Below are 19,509 nucleotides of genomic sequence, written 5' to 3' on the forward strand. Positions count from 1 at the left end.
AGGCTATAGGTACTGATGTCAGCTGCTTCCCTCAGGCTTGCGGGGGTTGTCAGAAGGTTGTGTAGAAAATTGCCAGCCTCCTGAGGATGGTGGATTTTACCTGTTCTGGCTGACGCTTTTTCTTACAACAAATAGAGATATGGTCGGCTATCGCAAACTCGGAAACTCATCTGCCTTTCACTAGCTACGGCTCAAATACGCCTTCCCATAATGCCGCTCCATCCGCGCCTGAATCAGCTCCAGCCCAATCGACATCAGCCAGTAAATCACCGCTGCCGTCGTCAGCATCTCGATGTAGCGATAACTCGAGCGTCCATACGATTGCGCCAGAAACATCACCTCCCAAACCCCCATCACCGAGATCAGTGACGAGTCTTTGAGCATTGAGATGAATTGGTTGGTGGTTGGCGGGATGATGGTGCGCATGGCCTGGGGCAGGGTGACGCGCCAGAAGATCACGGTTTCACGCATGCCCAGCGCCAGGGATGCTTCGCGTTGGCCGTGGGGGACGCCGAGGATGCCTGCGCGGAAGATTTCGCTCAGGTACGCGCCGTAGTTGAGCGACAGGGCGATGATACCGGCGGCGATGGCGCCCGGGACGATGCCGAGTTGTGGCAAGCCGAGGTAGATCAGCAGGATCTGGATCAGCAGCGGTGTGCCACGGAAGAACGAGGCATAGAAGCTCGCAATACCGAAGGCCACAGCACTTTTCGACAGCCGCGCCAGGGCGGTGATGAAGCCCAGCAGCGAAGAGGTCACGATCGAGCACAGGCACAGAAACAACGTCAGTGCCGCGCCCTGCAGGAAGCCGTTGGGCGCCAGGTGCAGGCCGATCAGGTTCGGCAGTTTGTCGAGGATGATCGAGAACTTCAGGTCGAAGCTCAGGAAGAAACTGGCGAACAAGCCGAGCATCACTGCCCAGGTCAGGTACAGCCGCGTGCGGAAACCGAAGATCCGTTGCAGTCGCGACTCAGCCACCGGTTGCGGCGGCTGGGGAGGTGTTGGGAAAGAAGTCATTTACTGATGTCGGCGCCGATCCATTTTTGCGACAGCTTGCTCAGGGTGCCGTCCTGTTTGAGCTGAACGAAGACTTCACGCACTTTGGCGTCCCACTGGGCGTCGCCTTTTTCAATGGCCACCGAGTTCGGCTCCGAGTACAGCGGCTCGCCGGCGAGCTTGAAGCGTTTGTCTTCGGTCAGGCGCGGCTGGGCGGTGACAAGGTTGGTGAGGATCGCGTCCAGTCGAACGCCAGTGCCCAGGCCCAAGTCCTGGAATGCCACATTGTCAGTGTCATACGGCGCAATCTGCACGTCCTCGAACGGGTACTGCAATTGCGTGTCTTCGGCGCCTTCGATCACCAGGTTCTTGTTCAGGTAGCTTTCGTAGCTGGAGGCGCTGGTGAGACCGACTTTCTTGCCGCTCAGGTCCTTGGCGCCGTGGATGCTGTCGTCCTTGGCGTTGACCACAATCACCGCTGGCGAGGCGTAGTATTCAACCGGGAAATCGAAGACTTCGGCGCGGGCCTTGCTCGGGGTCATGGAGCAGATGCAGATGTCGTAGCGCCCACTCCAGCGGCCGGCGGCGATCACGTCCCAGGACGGGGTTTCGAGGCGCAGTTTGACGCCCAGTTTGTCTGCCACGGCCTTGGCCACATCGACGTCGAATCCATCGAGCTGGTTCTGATCATTGAGGAACGAGAAGGGTGGATAGCTTTCCATCAACACGCCCACGAGCTCTTTCTTTTTTTCGACGCGATCCAGCGTGGCGCCGCCAAAGGCTTGGGTGGAGGCAGCCAGAATCGTCAGGCCCAGGGCCAGTAGCGGTTGGAATTTCACAGTCGATCCCTGATAAAAAAGAGGTTGTTATTAACCGGATGGTGCGTATTAAATAGTTATAAGAACGACTCCGATAGTGAGTTATTTTCATAAGCTTATGAGTGAAAAGCATATGGGCGCAGCAAGCACGGTAATTCTGGATGGCGGTATGGGTCGTGAGTTGCAGCGTCGAGGCGCGCCGTTCAGACAGCCCGAGTGGTCGGCGCTGGCCTTGAGCGAAGCGCCGCAAGCGGTAGAGGCAGTGCACACGGCTTATATCGAAAGCGGTGCGAACGTGATCACCAGCAACAGTTACGCGGTGGTGCCGTTTCACATTGGCGAAGAACGTTTTGCAGCAGAAGGGCAGGCGCTCGCGGCGTTGGCCGGTGAGCTGGCGCGGCGCGCTGTAGAAGCTTCAGGCAAAGCGGTGCGTGTGGCCGGCTCATTGCCGCCACTGTTTGGGTCCTACCGTCCGGACCTTTTCGATGCTGCCCGGGCGACTGAATTGTTGGCGCCGCTGGTGAAGGGGTTGGCGCCTCATGTCGATCTGTGGCTGGCGGAAACCCAGAGCTCGATCGTTGAAGCGCGAGCGATCCACGCCGGTCTGCCAACGGACGGCAAGCCGTTCTGGCTGTCGTTTACCCTGAAGGATGAAGACACGGACGAAGTGCCGCGTTTGCGTTCGGGTGAGCCGGTGGCTGAAGCCGCAGCCGTGGCGGCTGAGCTGGGCGTCGAGACGTTGCTGTTCAATTGCAGCCAGCCAGAGGTGATCGGTGCTGCGATTGATGCCGCGCGGGAAACCTTCAAGCGTTTGGGGGTGAAAATTCACATCGGCGCCTACGCTAATGCCTTCCCGCCGCAACCGAAAGAGGCCACGGCCAATGACGGTCTGGACCCGCTGCGCGAAGACCTCGATCCGCCGGGTTATTTGCAATGGGCGGCAGACTGGAAAGAACGCGGCGCCAGTCATTTGGGTGGTTGCTGCGGGATCGGGCCGGAGCATATTGCGGTGCTTGCCCAGAAATTGGCGTGAAGCCAATCGCGAGCAGGCTCGCTCCCACATTGGATTGGGGCTGGTCACAATTTTGTGGTCAACCCAAAACCCTGTGGGAGCGAGCCTGCTCGCGATGGTGTCCGTCCAGGCGCCGCTGATTTACCCGCGACACTCGGCCAGGGTTTTCACCTGCCCCGAATCCGTCTGGTTCTCATCGGACAGCCAGCGCTCAAACCCCGCCCCGATTGCCGGCCATTCCGAGTCGAGAATCGAATACCAAGCCGTGTCCCGATTTTGCCCCTTGACCACCATGTGCTGGCGAAACACCCCTTCAAAACTGAACCCCAGCCGCTCGGCCGCGTATTTGGAGCGGGCGTTGCCGTTGTTGCACTTCCACTCCAGCCGCCGATAACCCAGCGCAAAGGATTCCTTGGCGAGCAAGTAAACCGCCTCGGTGCTTTTCGGCGAGCGCTGCATCGGCGCACCGAAAGTGACATGGCCGATCTCGATCCGGCCTTGTGAAGGAACAATCGACATCAAACTGAGGAGGCCTTGCACATCGCCGCTGGCACGGTCGATCACGCTGAAGAAATACGGATCGCTATTGGCCGCATGATTGTTCAGCCAATCGTTGAACGCGCTGCGCTCCGGGAAAGGCCCATAAGGCAAATAGTCCCAGAGTTTCGGGTCGGAGCCGGGGCCTTGCAGGGCTTTCCACAATCCGTCGGCATGACGCGCCGGATCGAGTTTTTCCAGGCGGATGAAACGCCCTTCGAGGGTTTGGACGGATGGCGCCGGAACGCCTTTCCAGTCGGCGAGTGAAATCGACATGCTGTTCTCCTTGAACCTTACAGGGCTTTGCGAAACTGGATAAAACCGGGGCGTTCGGCGATGCGCTCGTAGAGCTGGATCGCGGTGGCGTTGGTTTCGTGGGTCAGCCAGTGGACCTTGCAGCAACCGTCCTCTTTGGCTGTGGCGTAAACGTATTCGATCAACTGCCGGCCGACGCCAGTGCCGCGGGTTTCAGGCGTTACCAACAGGTCTTGCAGGTAGCAGGAGTTTTCGATGCTCCAGTTCGAGCGATGGTAGATGAAGTGCACCATGCCCACCGCTTTGCCGTCGGCCCAGGCCAGCGCGGCATGGGTCGGCTCGCTCGGGTCGAGCAGGCGCTGCCAGGTGCTTTGGGTGACGGGCTCAGGCAGTTCGGTGTTGTAGAAGCGCAGGTACGCTTGCCACAAGGGCAACCAGGCGGCGTGCTCGTCGGCGGTGACCTGGCGGATGTCGATCTGACTCATGTTCATTCCTTAACGCATCAAGTGGGCGAGGGCCTGGTCGTGCACATCAGGGCTGGCGGCAAGCCCCTCGCGCACTCCGGTGATGTCTGCGGCGTTGCGGTTCTGGCTGAGCTTGCGTTTGCCTTCCAGGCGCTGGATCGGCAAGGCAAAACCGACGATGGCCTTGAGCATCCCGTCAATGTAGTCAGCGGGGGCATCAGCGACTTTCCATGGATTGGCGCGACCCGCTTCATGACGATCGGTCAGTGCACTGACCAGAGTGCGCAGGCGATCGGTGTCGGTGAACACTTCGGCCGTGCCGTATGCATGCACGGCAACGTAGTTCCAGGTCGGCACGACTTTGCCGTGCTCGGCCTTGCTCGGGTAAAACCCAGGGCTGATGTAAGCGTCGGCACCGGCAAAAATCACCAGGGCTTCGGCGCCGTTTTGCAGTTCCTTCCATTGCGGATTGGCCTTGGCGAAGTGTCCATAAAGGGTGCCATTCGGGCCTTGGTCCGAACTCAGCAGCAGCGGTAAATGGCTGGCTTGCAGACCTTGTTCCCCATAGGTGACCAACACCGCGAGGCGGGTGCCGAGTATCTGCTGGTGCAGTTCATGCAAATCATCGATGGCAAAGTTGCTGGGCGTGTACATGGAGATTTTCCTTGGCGAATGCCTGCATCCTAGGCAGGCTATTGGTCTGTTGTAAGAGCCATTAACGACCAATTTCATAGGTCCATTGCCATGACCCGCGAGCCACTGTCCTTGTCATTCAACCCGGCGGGTATCGAACTCGATCGCCGTCAGGGTTTGAGTCGTCAGCTCTATCAAGCCCTGCGGGTGCGAGTGCTCGACGGTCGGCTGGCCAGCGGTACGCGATTACCGGCCAGTCGCGATCTGGCGGCGGCGTTGTCGATTTCCCGAAACAGCGTGGTCCGGGCCTACGATCAGCTCTACGCCGAGGGCTTTATTGAAGGGCGTGTGGGTGACGGGACGTATGTCGCGCAATTGCCTCAATCAGTGTTGCTGGTGAAAAAACTATCCACAAAAGTATCCACAGGGTTGTCAACAGGGTTACCCACAGCCTTATCCACAAATTGGCTGGATTTACCTGTGGTTTCATCCAGCAAAGTTATCCACAGCGGTGCGCTGGGGCGCGTGGAAAAGAACCATTTGGCCTTGCCGCCGAGTGGTCCGCCCCGAGCGTTTCGGGTCGGTGTTCCGGCGTTCGACCTGTTCCCGTTCGAGGTTTGGGCCAAGCTGAATGCGGCTTTCTGGCGTAAACCGGATCTGCAGCAGTTGTGTTACGGCGATCCGGCAGGCGACGCCCGTTTACGCGGTCTGATTGCCGCGTATTTGCGCAGCTCCCGGGGGATGCAGTGCACGGCTGAGCAAATAGTGATCACCAGTGGCGCACAGCAAGGGATTAGCCTTTGTGCACAGCTGCTGGTAGAGCCGGGCGATGGCGTCGCGATCGAGAATCCGGGGTATCGGGCGGCGGGTCATGCGTTCGCCGTGGCCGGTGCGCGATTGCACGGGGTGGCGGTGGACAGCGAGGGTATCGACTGCACCGAATTGAACGGGCTCAAGGATTGTCGTTTGGCCTATGTCACGCCGTCGCATCAATACCCGACCGGGGTGGTGATGAGTCTGGCGCGGCGGTTGGAGTTGTTGGCCTGGGCCGAGCGAACCGGGGGTTGGATCGTCGAGGATGATTACGATGGCGAATACCGTTACAGCGGCGCGCCACTGGCCCCGCTGGCTGCGCTTGATCGCCACGGGCGGGTGCTCTACGTCGGCACGTTCGGCAAAGTGGCTTTTCCGGCATTGCGCCTGGGCTATCTGGTGCTACCAGCGGCATTGGTGGACGCTTTCGCCCAGCGCCGCGCGGTCGATGTGCGCCATTCCGAGGTAAGCACCCAGGCCGTCATGGCCGAATTCATGGCGGCCGGGCATTTCCAGCGGCACATCCGCCGCATGCGCCGCGCCGCGTTGAGTCGTCGCAATACACTTCTGGCCAACTGGCCCTCGGACATTCCCGGAGTTGGCAGCCTGCCGAATGTCGCGGCAGGGCTGCACTTGACGGTGGCGGTCGACACTCAGGCCCGCGAGCGCGAACTGATTGAAGCCGCAGCCCGCGTCGATGTCGAGATCAACGGCCTGAGCAGTTACTGGCTACCGGATTCGAGCACTCCGGCGGATCAGCGAGCGGGGCTGGTGCTGGGTTTTGCGGCGGTGCCGGAGGCGGCCATCGAATCAGCGCTTGCGCGTTTGCGCAGTGCCTGGTGCCGGTAAAGGGCGCACTGGTGATTCGACGCAGTACGTAGTCGGCTGCAGGATCGTCTTTTCATCTCGCTGTGCAATGTCTTCGACGCTGACAGCGAGATGAACGGGAGAGCTGGTCTGTGGATGGTGCGTCAGGAAGTGCTCACCTTGGGAAAGAACAGCGATCGGGCCAGCTGAGGGCTGATTCTGCTGCGATAGATCTCGATCGCTTCCTGGTTGCTGGTGCTTGCCCCTATATCGGCACTGCCCAGCAGCCGTTGCTCGCGGGTTTTCAAATGAGCGGCGGTATAGGCCTGGACCTCGTCCTTGAGCTGGGCGTAGTGAAAGTGGGCGTACCAAAGCACGCGGGCGGTGGTGGCCTCCCGCACTTCGTATTCCTGCAGATAGTCCCGGCGCTGCCCTTTGAGTCGACGTCGGTCTCCCACGTGCACGATGTCGACTTCGCCTTTGCTGTGTAACCATTCGACGCGGGCGGCGGTAGGCGGTTGTCGTTTGGTCATCTCAAGCCGCAGGCGATGGCCTTCGGCATAGAGTCGGGTGGTTTGTGTGGCCAGTTGCGTCAATACCGGTTGTGCCTCGTTCTTATGATCCTGCGTGGCATTGCTTTGGATGAGCGCTGCGTTGATCGCTTTGGCGGCGTCTTCAAGGCGAGAGGCCTGCTGGTGGAACACTTCCTCTATTTCCACCGGAAGCTGCCAGGACTGTTTTGAGTCAGCTTCGGCACGTTGCATAAAGGCGGGCAGAGAATCCAGCAGCGATTGTCCTGCCGTTATGCGTGCCCCCGGGTCAGGCAGGCGCCCTTTGGGAGCCTGCGGTTTCTTCGTCAACCGTTCGACCCAGACCCCAGGGGTCTTTTCGTGGAAAGTGGCAATCACCTTGCCGGTCACCGGGGCGGTGACGTCCACGAGGACCATTTTTCCGGGCGCGTTTTTACGGGTCTGGCCGATCACGGTGCCTTTGAAGCGCGTCGTGATGACTCTCTTGTTTGACGCCGATGAGGTGCGTGACGGGCCGGGTGCAGGCTCCAGGAGTCGCTGCTCGCGCAGCAAGTCCGCCAGATGCCCTACGGTCTGCTGATGGAACTCCTCGATACGGCCCTGCAGTCGCTCAAATTGCTTTTGCTCGATCTGCTCCTGGTAGGTCGCTGTGAAGCTCTTGAGGCGTTGTTCGATGGCGGCGAACTGATCGACCAGATTGTTCAAGGCCTCGATCCGGTCACCCATGTTCAGCAGCTGCTCATCACCCATCAACTCCATTGCACTATTCACCGTCAGATCGGCATCTTCGACAATCTGCTCGATGGAAGCTTTGGCTGCGGGCCGTTCGGGCGTTTCGCCAGATTTGAGGCACAGCTCGCGGGCCAGCGTGACCTGCAGGGACTTGAGGTCCGGGAGGTTGAATTTAGGCAGTTGTTTTTGGTAATCGAGGAGCAACTGCTCAGCGTTTTTGCCCAGTCGTCTCAACTCCTGGAAGCGCAACTGAGCGAACTCGACCTTCTGAATAATCCCTTGGGTCAGGTCTGACATGGCTTCAAACGTCCCGGTGGGAGGAGGGGAGCCGCTTTTTTCTTCGGCATCGAGATGTTCCATGGTCAGCTTCAGGGCATCGACGAATGCCGGGTATTTCTCGTCGATCCAGGTTTGGTTGAAAAACAGTTGAGTTCCCAGCATTTCGATCATCGCGACACGGTAGTTGGGCACTTCCTCGACCAGATTGAGCGATTTGACTTTCTCGATCGTGGTTTCATATTCGGCGGTGCGCTCCTCCAGTTTTTCGAGAAATGTTTGTCGAGCGGCAGCGATTGCCTCTGGGGGGGCGTCTTTCATGGTTTTGTAGGCGTCGGTAATACTTTTTCGTTTGTCCGCCATCTGCGCATCGAAAACGGCCAGATAAGTCTTGATCTCGGCGGTTTTGCTTGCGTTGGCTTTTTGTAATGCCTTGAGCCTGCTTTTCTTGCCGCCACCCCGCAGGCGCAGCCTGATATCAATGACCCATTCGCCTTTGGAATTGCTGATCAACAAGGGGCCGGTGATGGACGGTTGCTTGCGGGTATCAATGATCTGAACGATTTCATCGTCGTTCACGAAGACTTCGAACCATCGTTCACCCACCGGGGCATAGTATTTGGACTGATGTTCATAGAGGTGTTTGTACAAGCCTTCGGTACTGGCCTCTCCGAGTCCTTGCGGTTTGGGGATTTTGTATCGGTCCAGGGTTGGCCCAAGCCCTGCGCTGTTGCTACTGAGCACGGTCGTGGGGTGAAGCGAGGTCTGGTGTTCAACCGGCAGATAATCGTCCGCAATATCAGGCAGTTGTATGCTGGCCGGGGTCTGGGCCGGAGGAGTTTTCTGCGCGCTGGCAATAACGGGTTTTTCGGTCTGCGATACGCGGTCTCGCGCGGGTTGGCGGCGGGCAGTCGCGTGGTGAGCCAGCACCATGCCCAGGGTCAGGAGCAAGTCGGTCAGGGCGGACCATTGTGCTGTCGTATCCTGGTTTTCCCGGGCGTCGACGCCTTCTTGCAGATCGTCCAGAATCTGCCAGATCCACGCAGCCGTTCCGGCGGTTCGACCGAGAAACGGCAACACGGCGCTGAATATCATCCAGGCGTGTTGTTTGAAACTGGCCCAGCGGCTTTCGGCATTGGACACCGAATCCCGCTCGCCCTTCATGATCAGCGCGTTGGCGTTGGCCTTGAACAGTTTCATCAGGCGGTCGTGCTCGATCACTTTCTGCCCGAACGACACCGGCCCGCTCATCTGCCGGGCAATGCTTGAGTCGACCAGCAGTTGTGACAACGTCCAGACCGAAGGCAATTCCCCCGGGAAGACATACTGCGAATAGTTGAACCGAACCTTGTCCGGCAACCATGCCAGGGTTGATGCCCGCAGCTCCTTGGAGTGTTTGATCGCATACAGCAGGTTGGCGGCCGTGGGGTACTGCGTCAGCGGTTGCTCAAGCAGTGGGCGATAGAGAATGCAGGGCCCCTTGGCCATGTCTCGTGGCCCGATCACAAACATGTTGGTGACTTCATCAGGGGTTTTGTTATTCCGCTGGCTGGGAATGAACGCCAGCGGACGGATGACGATCTCATGCCCATCGACCCACCGGTCGGCGTTCAGCACATTCATTGCCGCCACGACGTAGCGATAGCCCTTTTCGTCGATGCCATGTTCGCCGAGGATTTTGCTTTGCAATGCTTGCAGCGCCAGCTGAATACGCAAGTTACTGGCGTAGAGGCGTTGACGGCGCAGCGATTCCAGCGGGTCATCCAGTAGCTTGCTCTTGACCCACGCGGGGTAGGTCGCACCGATATCGACAGCGCTGATGGCCTTCTTGACATAGTCGGGCGTCATCCACGTGGGCACCGCTGTGCCGTCTTTGTACTGCACCGACTGGTTGCCCAGCGGAAGGGCGATGAGGTTGTCGAGTGCCAGTTCGGCAAGGCCCAGGCGTTTGGTCTCGCTCATGCCGGGAGCCGTGAATGTCCCCCATACCACTTGACTCTCAATAACGATCTCGACGTTCTCAAGCTTCATGCTGGCAACATCACTGTGGCTTTTGAGCATGTGGGCTCGAAGTGCATCCAGCGCGAATTTCTTGATCGGAGCAATATCGTCGTCGAAGGATTTTCCGTTGTTACGCAGTTGCAGCAGCGCCAGATCAAACAGGTGTCGGCTGTAGCAACCCAGATCGAATGGCGAAGCGTCGTTCAGCCATTCGGGGATCAGCCGCTGCACCTTTTCGAAGTGCGAAACCTGGGTGGTTTGAGTCCTGCCGCTCACCTCTGTTGCGGGATGGGTGAGGGCGGGAATCGCCGGCCTGCTGGTCCGTTTTGCAAACTCCAGGCTGGCAATGGCATCCGTCTGAAGAGCAATCAGTGCGACGGCCTGATGATCGAAAAAATTCCCGGCGGGTTCGAACAGGCGCCATTGGAGCGTGGCCTCGGGAGGCAGTTCTTCAACATACTTCGGCAAATCCTCGCCGAGCTTTTCCAGCGACTCATATGTCCCAAAGCCTGAAGCGATGGAGTGGGTCAGAATGATTGTGCGTGTCTCGACGGTACCGATCACGACGGTCAGATCCGTACGATTGAGGTGGCTGGACACTGCGCCATCGAGCCGGTCGAGGTCGATCAGGCAGACCCGAATCTTGTAGGTGTCATGGGGGGTACGCAACTTTGCATCGGGATAGTTGAAGACGTTGCGCGCAATGGCTAGCTGGTGCGTATCCCAGCCCTCAACCTTTTCAACATTCCAGACCTGGCGCAATGACTGCGACAACGTCTGCCAACGCAGGGTCGTGCCTTGGGCGGGCTGGTCCCAGTATTCGAGCTGTTGTTCCTGGTAAGCCACCAACAGGATGGGGGACAGTTTATTGATCAGGCGTCCTATCGCATCGATCTGGATCGGAAGGTGGATAGGCGTGGTCGCTCCGGGATTCAGGCTCAGGAAATGTTCACCGTCGAGATAGGTCACTGATCCGCCTGAGCCGGAGTGCCGCAGCAGCGTGTCCGTCAATGACTCGAATCTCAATGATCCGGGGTGGACAGTCCCGGCGATGATTTTCCAGGTCGGTGTGACGACCATCGCCATAGCGGGGTTAATGTCCAATTGTGGATACAGCTTTTTCAGGTCGTCTCGAAGAATACGAGTGGCCACCTCCCTGATAGAGGGGCCAGTAACCAGTTGGGTGAGCAGATCATTTGGATTGCTGGATGCCGGATCGGCTTCGACTGCATTCGTTTCGGTAGAAGACATGTGCATTCCTTTCTGAGGGGCTGGGACGTGCGCGCCAACGCGCCGGTCAGGTTCGGAAAGTAGCGGGGTGGGGGATCGGTCGGGCGGTACTTAAATATCGTCAGGTAAAAAAAAAGACCCGCACGGGGCGGGTCTTCAAGGGTGCGTAAATGATGGTTTGCTCAAGTCCCGGACTTGATCTTGGTCCAGGCCCGGGTCCGTGCCCGTTCGGCGTCACGGGGCAGCGGTTGCAGGGTGTACAGCGTGCTCATCGCCGCTTCGGTCGGGTACAGGTTCGGGTTGTTGCGGATCGCCGGGTCGACCAGTTCGGTGGCGTCCTTGTTCGGGTTCGGGTAGCCGACGAAGTCGCTGACAGGCGCAATCACTTGCGGCTGCAACAAGTAGTTGATGAAGGTGTAGGCGTCTTCCGGGTTCTTCGCGCCTTTCGGGATGGAGAGCATGTCGAACCAGATCGGCGCGCCTTCTTTGGGCAGGCGCATGTCGACGAGCACGCCGTTCTTGGCTTCCTTGGCGCGGTTGGCGGCCTGGGAGAAGCTGCCGGAGTAACCGACCGCGACGCAGATGTCACCGTTGGCAATGTCGGCCATGTACTTCGAGGAATGGAAGTAGGTGATGTACGGACGAATCTTCATCAACAGCGCTTCAGCCTTTTCGTAGTCCGCCGGTTTCTTGCTGTTGGGGTCCAGGCCGAGGTGTTGCAGCGCCAGTGGCAGGATCTCCGACGGCGAGTCGAGCAAAGCCACGCCGCACTGCTTGAGCTTGCTGATGTTCTCTTCCTTGAAGATCAGGTCCCAGCTGTCCACCGGTGCGTTGTCACCCAGCGCAGCCTTGATCTTGTCCGGGTTGAAGCCGATCAGGATGGTCCCGTACATGTACGGCACGGCAAATTTGTTGCCCGGATCGTTGGCTTCGATCAGCTTCATCAGCTTGGGATCGAGGTGGTTCCAGTTCGGCAGTTTGCTGCGATCCAGTGGCTGGAAAACGCCGGCCTCGATCTGCTTGGCGAGAAACACGTTGGACGGCACGACCACGTCATAACCGGAGTTGCCGGTCAGCAGCTTGGCCTCCAGCGCTTCGTTGGTGTCGAAGATGTCGTAGACCAGTTTGGTCTGGGGGTTCTGGGCCTTGAAATCTTCCAGCGCTTTGGGAGTGATGTAGTCGAACCAGTTGTAGACGCGTAACGTTCGCTCTTCAGCATGAACGGCGCCACTGAGCACGGTGGCACACAGGGCGGGCGCGATAAAACGCTTGAGACTGACCATTGTTCTAATTCCTCATTGGGCGCTTTCAAAACCTTCGAGAACGTTCACGGCATTGATGCCGATTTCTTCTACCGCGTAGCCGCCTTCCATCACGAACAGCGTCGGCTTGCCGAGGCCGGCGATGCGTGCGCCCATGGCCAGGTAATCCGGGCTGTCGAGCTTGAACTGGGAGATCGGATCGTCCTTGAATGTATCGACGCCCAGGGAAACGACGACGATATCGGCGCCGTACTTTTCGATCTCTTTGCAGGCTTGTTCCAGCGCGGCACTCCAGCTGTCCCAACCGCTCCCTGCCGGCAAAGGGTAGTTGAAGTTGAAGCCTTCGCCGGCGCCTTCACCCAGCTCATCTTCATAGCCGAGGAAGAACGGGAACTCGGCTTCCGGATGGCCATGGATCGAGGTAAACAGCACATCACTGCGCTCGTAGAAAATCGATTGAGTGCCGTTGCCGTGGTGGTAATCGACGTCGAGGATCGCGACCTTTTTATGGCCCTGGTCGAGGAAGGCTTGAGCGGCGATGGCGGCGTTGTTGAGGTAGCAATAACCGCCCATCAAATCGCTGGCGGCGTGGTGTCCCGGTGGACGGCACAAGGCGAAGGCACTGCGCGCGCCGCGTTGAATGGCGGCTTGGGCGGTCAGCGCGACTTGCGCCGCACTGTATGCCGCTTGCCAGGTGCCGGCGGTAATCGGTGCGCCGCCGTCGAAGCTGTAATAGCCGAGCTGGCCGTGCAGGCTGGTGGGGATGATCCGGCGCAGGGTGCGGGCCGGCCAGGTGTAGGGCAGCAAGTCGCCGTCAGTACCGAATTCGGTCCAGCGCGCCCAGGCACCTTTGAAGAAGTCGAGGTAGTCGCGGCTGTGGATGCGCGCGATCGGGTCGAGGCCGAAATCCTGCGGCGCTTCGACCGGGCCGAGGTCGCGGTGCTGCACACGCTGCAGAACATGATCGGCTCGCGAAGGCATTTCGAAGCAGGGCATCAGTTGCCCGTCCATCAGTTCACAACGGCCATGGTGCAGGTGGTGATCGTCCGAGTAGATCGTCAGCATTTTCTTGTTCTCCGCAGGCTGATTCGGTTGAACACAGTCTTGCGGCGCCCGACGTTTGAGAGAACGGCAGGAAAGGCCAAAAGGGGATCGATATGGCCAAAAGAATTGACCGAAATTCGCCCCTTCCCTTATTGGCGCAAACCCTGGCCGATCGTTCCCATGCTCCGCGTGGGAATGCCTCTTGGGACGCTCCGCGTCCCGGTGACGCAGAGCGTCACTGGCTGCATTCCCACGCAGAGCGTGGGAACGATCAGTCGTCAGGGTCTGAACTGGCTCGGCGCTACACCGCTCCAGCGCACGAACGCATGACGGAAGCTCGCGGTCTCGCTGAAGCCCAATGCCTCGGCGATTTGATAGATCGGCAGTTGGTCATCGCAGAGCATGCGTTTGGCCTGCTCGAACCGCAGTTCATCAAGCAATTCCTGATAACTGCAGCCCAGATCCTTCAGATGCCGACGCAAGGTGCGCGCCGAGCAATTCATCTGCTCGGCCAAACCGTCGAGGCCGGGCGCCGCATTCAACTGCGCGCCGAGTAACTGGCGGATTCGCCCCAGCCACACCTGGCGACCGGTGAACTCGGTGTTTTGTTTGCGGCAGCGTTCGGCCATGGCCTGATGGGTGATGGCGTCGGCCAGAGGCAAGGGTTGATCGAGCCAGCGTTTATCAAAGGCAAAGGCGTTGGACGTAGCGTCGAACTGCAAGGGGCAATCGAAACGTTCGGTGTAGCGTGCCTGATAGTCCGGTGCGGGGTATTCGAAGCGGGCGCCAAGCAGCGGCAACGGTTGGCCGAGCAGGTCTTCGCAAGTGACCTTCATCGAAACCAGGCAAAACTCGACATTGAAGGGCGCCAGCGCAGGGTTTTCCCGATAGTCGCCAGCGGTGAGCCAGATGCGCTCGTTATCTTCTTCCAGGCTCAATTCGAACAGTGTTCCCAATAGCGCCGGGTAATGCAGTGCCAGCCGCAAGGCGTCACCTAAAGTGGCGCTGGTGAGTAAGGCGTACCCGAGCATGCCGTAGGACGAAACGTGCATCCGGCGGCCCAATTCCAGGCCGATGTCACGCTTGAGCGCGACGGCGTTGGCGCAGACCTGCATCTCCTGGTTGGTGGTGATGCGCGTGTCCGCCCGGCTCAGATCCGCCGGGCTGATGCCGCTTCCAGCCAGCAAGGCTTCGCTGGACAAGCCCTCGGCCTTGAAGGTGTTGAGCACCAGGGAGACAGCGTTGAGGGTGGTGAGATGGGAATGCAGCATGGGGTGTTCCAGCCTTGGGATGGCTGAAACGCAGCAAGTTGTATGCCTGATGGAGATCCTGTGGGAGTGAGCCTGCTCGCGATGGCGGTGTGTCAGTCAGCATCGATGTTGGATGGACGACCGCTATCGCGAGCAGGCTCGCTCCCACAGGGTTTTGCAGGGTGTCAGCTGAGTTCTCCGCAGAGGTCGAGTTCTACAAGGCGCCGCACTTCAGCGTTATCCAGATTTGCAGCCAACAACGCATGCAACTTGCCGAACGCCGCTTCGCGCGTCATGCCTCCACCGGACAACACGCCGACACCGCGCAAGCGACTGCCAGCCTCGTAAACATCCAGCTCGACGCCACCTTCATGGCATTGGGTGACGGCTACAACGACAACACCCTTGTCCCGCGCCCGCTCCAGGCTGGCGAGAAACTCCGGGTTATCGCTGGGCCCGGTACCGCTGCCGTAGCACTCCAGCACCAGGCCTTGAATGCCGCTGTCGAGCAGGCCGTCCAGCATTTCGGCACCGATGCCCGGGAACAGCGGCAGCACCGCAACCTTCGTCAGCTGTTTAGCCTGGTTGTAATTCAACTGCGCTGGCACGGAAGTCGCTTTCACGCCGCCACCCTGGCGCTCAAGCCGCTTGAACGGATGACGACCGAAACTGCGCACCTTCGCGCAATGGGTCGGGTCCAGCTGCTCACCGTGGAAGTACAGATGAACGCCCGGCGCCAGGCCGTGACCCAAAGCAACCAACGCTCCACTGAGGTTTTCCCAGGCATCGCTGTCGGTTACGCCGGCCGGCAGCATGGAACCGGTGAACACCACGCGGGCATGCAGGCCGAGCAATTGAAAACTCATGGCCGCCGCGCTGTAGGCGAGGGTGTCGGTGCCATGCAGGATCAGCACGCTGTCGCAACCCTGGACATCGACGGCATCGACCACCGCTTCACGCAGTTGCTGCCAGTAAACCGGGGTCATGTTGGCGCTATCGATCAGCGGCGACATCTCGCGAAAGCGCCATTGCGGCACGACAAGGTCAGGCTGGCTGTGCAGATACTCGCGCATCCGGGCTTCGAAACCGGACGCCGGGGCCAGGCCGTGGGCGCTGGCTTGCATGCCGATGGTGCCACCGGTGTAGAGCACCATGACGTGCTGAGCGGCAGGGTAGGAATTGGGAGTCATGGGGGAAATCTCCTGGCAGGTGGGAGCGAGCCTGCTCGCGATAGCGGTATGTTAGACACTAATGTGTTATCTGACAGTCCGTCATCGCCAGCAGGCTGGCTCCCACAGGTTGTGCACCCGTCGTTTACTGATCAGCGTTGCGCTGCGGGTACACCTTGCGGCTGGGCTTGAGCCTTGGTGGCGGCTGGCGGATTGGCTGGCCAGGCTTTCAGATCCAGGTCCAGGTCCGGGAACTTGCTCGAATCGAACACCGGGGTCTTGATGCCGGCAGCTCGCTGGTCATCGTAGTCACGCAGGATGCGCATGCCGACCTTGAACAGCAGGAACAACGCGATCAGGTTCACGAATGCCAGCATCGTCATGGTGATGTCGGCGAAGGCGAACACGGTGCCGAGGTTTTCGATGGCACCCCAGAAGATCAATACCAGTACCAGTGCGCGGTAACCGATCAGCGCCTTGCGGTTTTCACCCAGCATGAAGCGCAGGTTGTTCTCGCCCAGGTAGTAGTTGTAGAGGATCGAGGTGAACACGAACAACGACAGAGCCACCGAAATGAAGACCCGGCCCCAGTCACCGACCACGGCGGCCAGGGAGTTCTGGGTCAGGGCAATGCCATCGCCTTCGAAGCCCGGGGTGTAGAAGCCCGACAGCAGGATCAGCAACGCGGTGCAGGTGCAGATCACGAAAGTGTCGAGGAACACGCTGAACGCCTGAACCACACCTTGCGATACCGGGTGCTCGACCGAGGCCACAGCGGCCACGTTCGGCGCACTGCCCAGGCCTGCTTCGTTGGCGAACACGCCGCGCTTCACGCCCATGACGATGGCGCTGCCGATCAGGCCGCCGAAGGCTTGATCCAGACCGAAGGCGCTTTTGACGATGGTCATCAACATGCCCGGAACGTGGTCGAACTGCAGCACGATCACGTAGAGGGTCACGCCGATGTACGCCAGGGTTTTCACCGGCACCAGCAGGTCAGCGACCTTGGCGATCCGCTTGATACCGCCGACGAACACCAGACCCAGCAACACCGCCAGTGCCAGCCCGGTGTAAGTGGTGTCGAAGCCGAACGCGTTGTTCAGCGAGTGGGTCACGGCATGGGCTTGCAGGCCGTTGAAGGCGAAGCCGAAGGTGATCAGCAGCAGGAACGCCATGATCATGCCCAACCAGCGTTTCTGCAGGCCATGCTGGATGTAAAAGGACGGGCCGCCACGATACTGGCCTTCGGAGTCGCAGCGCTTGTAAAGCTGGCCGAGGGAGCATTCGAAGAAGCTGCTGGACATGCCGACCAGCGCGGTCACCCACATCCAGAACACGGCACCGGGGCCACCCAGGGTCACGGCGATACCGACACCGGCGATGTTACCTGCACCGACGCGGCCGGCGAGGCTGAGCATCAGGGCCTGGAACGAACTGAGCTGGCCAGCGCTGCTTTTGAGGCTGTCGCGGAACACCGCGAACATGTGGAAGAAATGGCGGAACTGAACGAAACGCGAGCGGATCGTGAAGTAGCTACCGAGCCCGACAATGAGCACGATCAGTACTTTCCCTGAGAGGAAGTCGTTAATGACTTCGAGCATGGATTATTCCTCGCTGTTTTTTGTGTATGCAAATGCTGTGCGGTCAGAAATATCGCGTTACACCGGATTGCACGCGGCAAAACAGGTGAGGCGAAGGTTCGTCCCGATTTCATATTGCGGGTTTGTTATTAGTTCGGGTTTCGCATGGGTTTGGGCCTCGTTACCGACGACCGCTCACGCGAAGAGGGGCGGCACTATACCTATGAGTGTGCCGTCCGTCTGCACGGTTGTGGTGCAAGCGATGAATCGAAGCCTTTGAAACACCTGACTTTTTTGAGCCAGGCTCTTGTAGGAGTGAGCCTGATCGCGATGAACGATAACGCGGTGTAACTGAGATACCGCGGTGTCTGCATCGCGAGCAGGCTCACTCCCACAGAAGACAGAAGTCCTTTCAAAAGTTAAAAAAAAGGGCTTGGGGAACAAATCCCCAAGCCCTCAAAAGGTGAGAGGTGTCTAGTCCCTCGACCTGGTGAGCGGTGCTACAAGTAACGCGTCGGATCAGGCTTTAAGCGGAACCAGACGCGGAGCAATCATGTTTTCCGGGCGCAGGATGTCGGCGAGCATTTCGTCGTCGAGCAAGCCTTCTTCGCGCACCAGTTCCAGCACGCCGCGGCCGCTTTCGAGGGCGATACGGGCGATACGGGTAGCGTTTTCATAGCCGATGTACGGGTTCAGCGCGGTGACCAGGCCGATCGAGTGCTCGACCAGTTCACGGCAGCGCTCTTCGTTGGCGGTGATGCCGACGATGCAGTGTTCGCGAAGCATGTCCATGGCGCGTTGCAGCAGGCGGATCGAGTCGAAGATCTTGAACGCGATCAGCGGCTCCATCACGTTCAGTTGCAACTGGCCGCCTTCGGCTGCGATGGTCAGCGCCAGGTCGTTGCCGATGATCTGGAACGCCACCTGGTTGACCGCTTCCGGGATTACCGGGTTGACCTTGCCGGGCATGATCGAGCTGCCTGGCTGACGCGCTGGCAGGTTGATTTCGTTGATGCCGGTGCGTGGGCCGCTGGACAGCAGGCGCAGGTCGTTGCAGATCTTCGACAGCTTCACCGCGGTGCGCTTGAGCATGCCGGAGAACAGCACGAAGGCGCCCATGTCGGAGGTGGCTTCGATCAGGTCGGCAGCCGGAACCAGCGGTTGTCCACTGATCAGCGCCAGACGCTCAACGGCCAGGTGCTGGTAGCGCGGGTCGGCGTTGATGCCGGTACCGATCGCGGTGCCGCCCAGGTTCACTTCGGTCAGCAGTTCCGGGGCCAGCGTCTTCAGACGGGCCAGGTCTTCGCCCAGCGTGGTGGCGAATGCGCGGAATTCCTGGCCGAGGGTCATCGGCACGGCGTCTTGCAGTTGGGTACGGCCCATTTTCAGGACGTGAGCGAACTCTTGGCCCTTGGCGGCGAACGCCTGGATCAGGCTGTCGAGGCTGGCCAGCAGCGCGTCGTGACCCAGCAGCAAACCCAGGCGGATCGCGGTCGGGTAGGCGTCGTTGGTTGACTGCGCCATGTTCACGTCGTTGTTCGGGTGCAGGTATTGGTATTCGCCCTTCTGGTGACCCATGGCCTCCAGCGCGATGTTGGCGATGACTTCGTTGGCATTCATGTTGGTTGAAGTGCCGGCGCCGCCTTGAATCATGTCCACGACGAACTCTTCGTGGAAATCGCCGCGGATCAAACGTGCACAGGCTTCGCTGATGGCAGCGTGCTTGGCTTCGCTCAGGTGACCCAACTCGCGGTTGGCGTCAGCGGCGGCTTGTTTAACCATCGCCAGGCCGACAACCAGCTTCGGGTAATGCGAAATCGGAACGCCGGAGAGACGGAAGTTGTTCACCGCTCGCAGGGTCTGGATGCCGTAATACGCTTGAGCAGGTACTTCGAGTACGCCAAGCAGGTCTTTTTCTGTGCGGAAAGATGCAGCGGAGGACATGATAGAAATCATCTCGATATGGACCCGGTCTGTGCCGGAACGCTGCAAATGCTAGGCTTGTGGAGAATTTTGGGCCAATGCTGTTAAACACTAGCCTATGCACATTCGGCATAATGCCCATGTGACGTCGTGTCTGCGGCGAGCGTGTGACCTAAA

The 19,509-nt window shown here is 59.4% G+C and carries 14 protein-coding genes; 2 read left to right on the top strand and 12 right to left on the bottom strand.

Features of this window, described 5'->3' with window-relative positions:
- Nucleotides 1–180: 180 nt before the first annotated feature.
- Nucleotides 181–1,017: an amino acid ABC transporter permease gene (locus AC3WP4_RS07390; protein WP_074872130.1), complete on the bottom strand. Its 837-nt coding sequence runs from the start codon at nt 1,015–1,017 to the stop codon at nt 181–183.
- Nucleotides 1,014–1,835: an ABC transporter substrate-binding protein gene (locus AC3WP4_RS07395; RefSeq protein ID WP_102614510.1), complete on the bottom strand. Its 822-nt coding sequence runs from the start codon at nt 1,833–1,835 to the stop codon at nt 1,014–1,016. The genes AC3WP4_RS07390 and AC3WP4_RS07395 overlap by 4 nt, the downstream gene beginning before the upstream one ends.
- Before the next feature lie 112 nt (nt 1,836–1,947).
- Between AC3WP4_RS07395 and AC3WP4_RS07400 the strand changes: the two genes are divergently transcribed.
- The gene (locus tag AC3WP4_RS07400) at nt 1,948–2,847 is read left to right on the top strand and encodes a homocysteine S-methyltransferase family protein (RefSeq protein ID WP_102614511.1); all 900 of its coding nucleotides are present in this window, start codon (nt 1,948–1,950) and stop codon (nt 2,845–2,847) included.
- A gap of 120 nt (nt 2,848–2,967) precedes the next feature.
- Here the strand turns inward: AC3WP4_RS07400 and AC3WP4_RS07405 are convergent, their stop codons facing one another.
- The 3 genes from AC3WP4_RS07405 to AC3WP4_RS07415 are packed head-to-tail and all read right to left on the bottom strand — an operon-like array spanning nt 2,968 to nt 4,736.
- Nucleotides 2,968–3,639 carry a GNAT family N-acetyltransferase gene (locus AC3WP4_RS07405; RefSeq protein ID WP_102614512.1) on the bottom strand — a complete coding sequence of 224 codons (672 nt, stop codon included), beginning with the start codon at nt 3,637–3,639 and terminating at the stop codon, nt 2,968–2,970.
- A gap of 17 nt (nt 3,640–3,656) precedes the next feature.
- Complete coding sequence (locus AC3WP4_RS07410) at nt 3,657–4,103, bottom strand: GNAT family N-acetyltransferase (RefSeq protein ID WP_102614513.1); 447 nt, start codon at nt 4,101–4,103, stop codon at nt 3,657–3,659.
- 9 nt (nt 4,104–4,112) lie between these two features.
- Nucleotides 4,113–4,736, bottom strand: a complete 624-nt coding sequence (locus tag AC3WP4_RS07415; protein ID WP_074872122.1) for an FMN-binding negative transcriptional regulator — start codon at nt 4,734–4,736, stop codon at nt 4,113–4,115.
- Between the two features lie 90 nt (nt 4,737–4,826).
- On the opposite strand from AC3WP4_RS07415, the gene pdxR reads away from it, so the two are divergent.
- The gene (pdxR, locus tag AC3WP4_RS07420; RefSeq protein ID WP_102614514.1) at nt 4,827–6,377 is read left to right on the top strand and encodes a MocR-like pyridoxine biosynthesis transcription factor PdxR; all 1,551 of its coding nucleotides are present in this window, start codon (nt 4,827–4,829) and stop codon (nt 6,375–6,377) included.
- A 122-nt stretch (nt 6,378–6,499) separates the two neighbouring features.
- Here pdxR and AC3WP4_RS07425 read toward each other — a convergent pair whose 3' ends face one another.
- The 7 genes from AC3WP4_RS07425 to aspA all read right to left on the bottom strand — a co-directional run bounded on the left by AC3WP4_RS07425 (nt 6,500) and on the right by aspA (nt 19,353).
- Nucleotides 6,500–11,125, bottom strand: a complete 4,626-nt coding sequence (locus tag AC3WP4_RS07425) for a dermonecrotic toxin domain-containing protein (protein WP_102614515.1) — start codon at nt 11,123–11,125, stop codon at nt 6,500–6,502.
- A gap of 161 nt (nt 11,126–11,286) precedes the next feature.
- On the bottom strand, nt 11,287–12,387 hold the full coding sequence (locus AC3WP4_RS07430; protein WP_102614516.1) for a polyamine ABC transporter substrate-binding protein: 1,101 nt from the start codon (nt 12,385–12,387) through the stop codon (nt 11,287–11,289).
- Nucleotides 12,388–12,399: 12 nt separating this feature from the next.
- Complete coding sequence (locus tag AC3WP4_RS07435) at nt 12,400–13,431, bottom strand: histone deacetylase family protein (RefSeq protein ID WP_102614517.1); 1,032 nt, start codon at nt 13,429–13,431, stop codon at nt 12,400–12,402.
- A 257-nt stretch (nt 13,432–13,688) separates the two neighbouring features.
- Nucleotides 13,689–14,681: an AraC family transcriptional regulator gene (locus tag AC3WP4_RS07440; RefSeq protein ID WP_102614518.1), complete on the bottom strand. Its 993-nt coding sequence runs from the start codon at nt 14,679–14,681 to the stop codon at nt 13,689–13,691.
- A gap of 164 nt (nt 14,682–14,845) precedes the next feature.
- Nucleotides 14,846–15,850, bottom strand: coding sequence for an asparaginase (locus tag AC3WP4_RS07445; protein ID WP_102614519.1), 1,005 nt, complete (start codon nt 15,848–15,850; stop codon nt 14,846–14,848).
- A gap of 131 nt (nt 15,851–15,981) precedes the next feature.
- Nucleotides 15,982–17,430 carry an alanine/glycine:cation symporter family protein gene (locus tag AC3WP4_RS07450; RefSeq protein ID WP_076029246.1) on the bottom strand — a complete coding sequence of 483 codons (1,449 nt, stop codon included), beginning with the start codon at nt 17,428–17,430 and terminating at the stop codon, nt 15,982–15,984.
- A gap of 498 nt (nt 17,431–17,928) precedes the next feature.
- Nucleotides 17,929–19,353 (bottom strand): aspartate ammonia-lyase, encoded by a 1,425-nt coding sequence (gene aspA, locus AC3WP4_RS07455; RefSeq protein WP_008150027.1) that lies wholly within the window; start codon nt 19,351–19,353, stop codon nt 17,929–17,931.
- Nucleotides 19,354–19,509: the final 156 nt, after the last annotated feature.

The organism is Pseudomonas sp. FW305-20, from assembly GCF_058788075.1.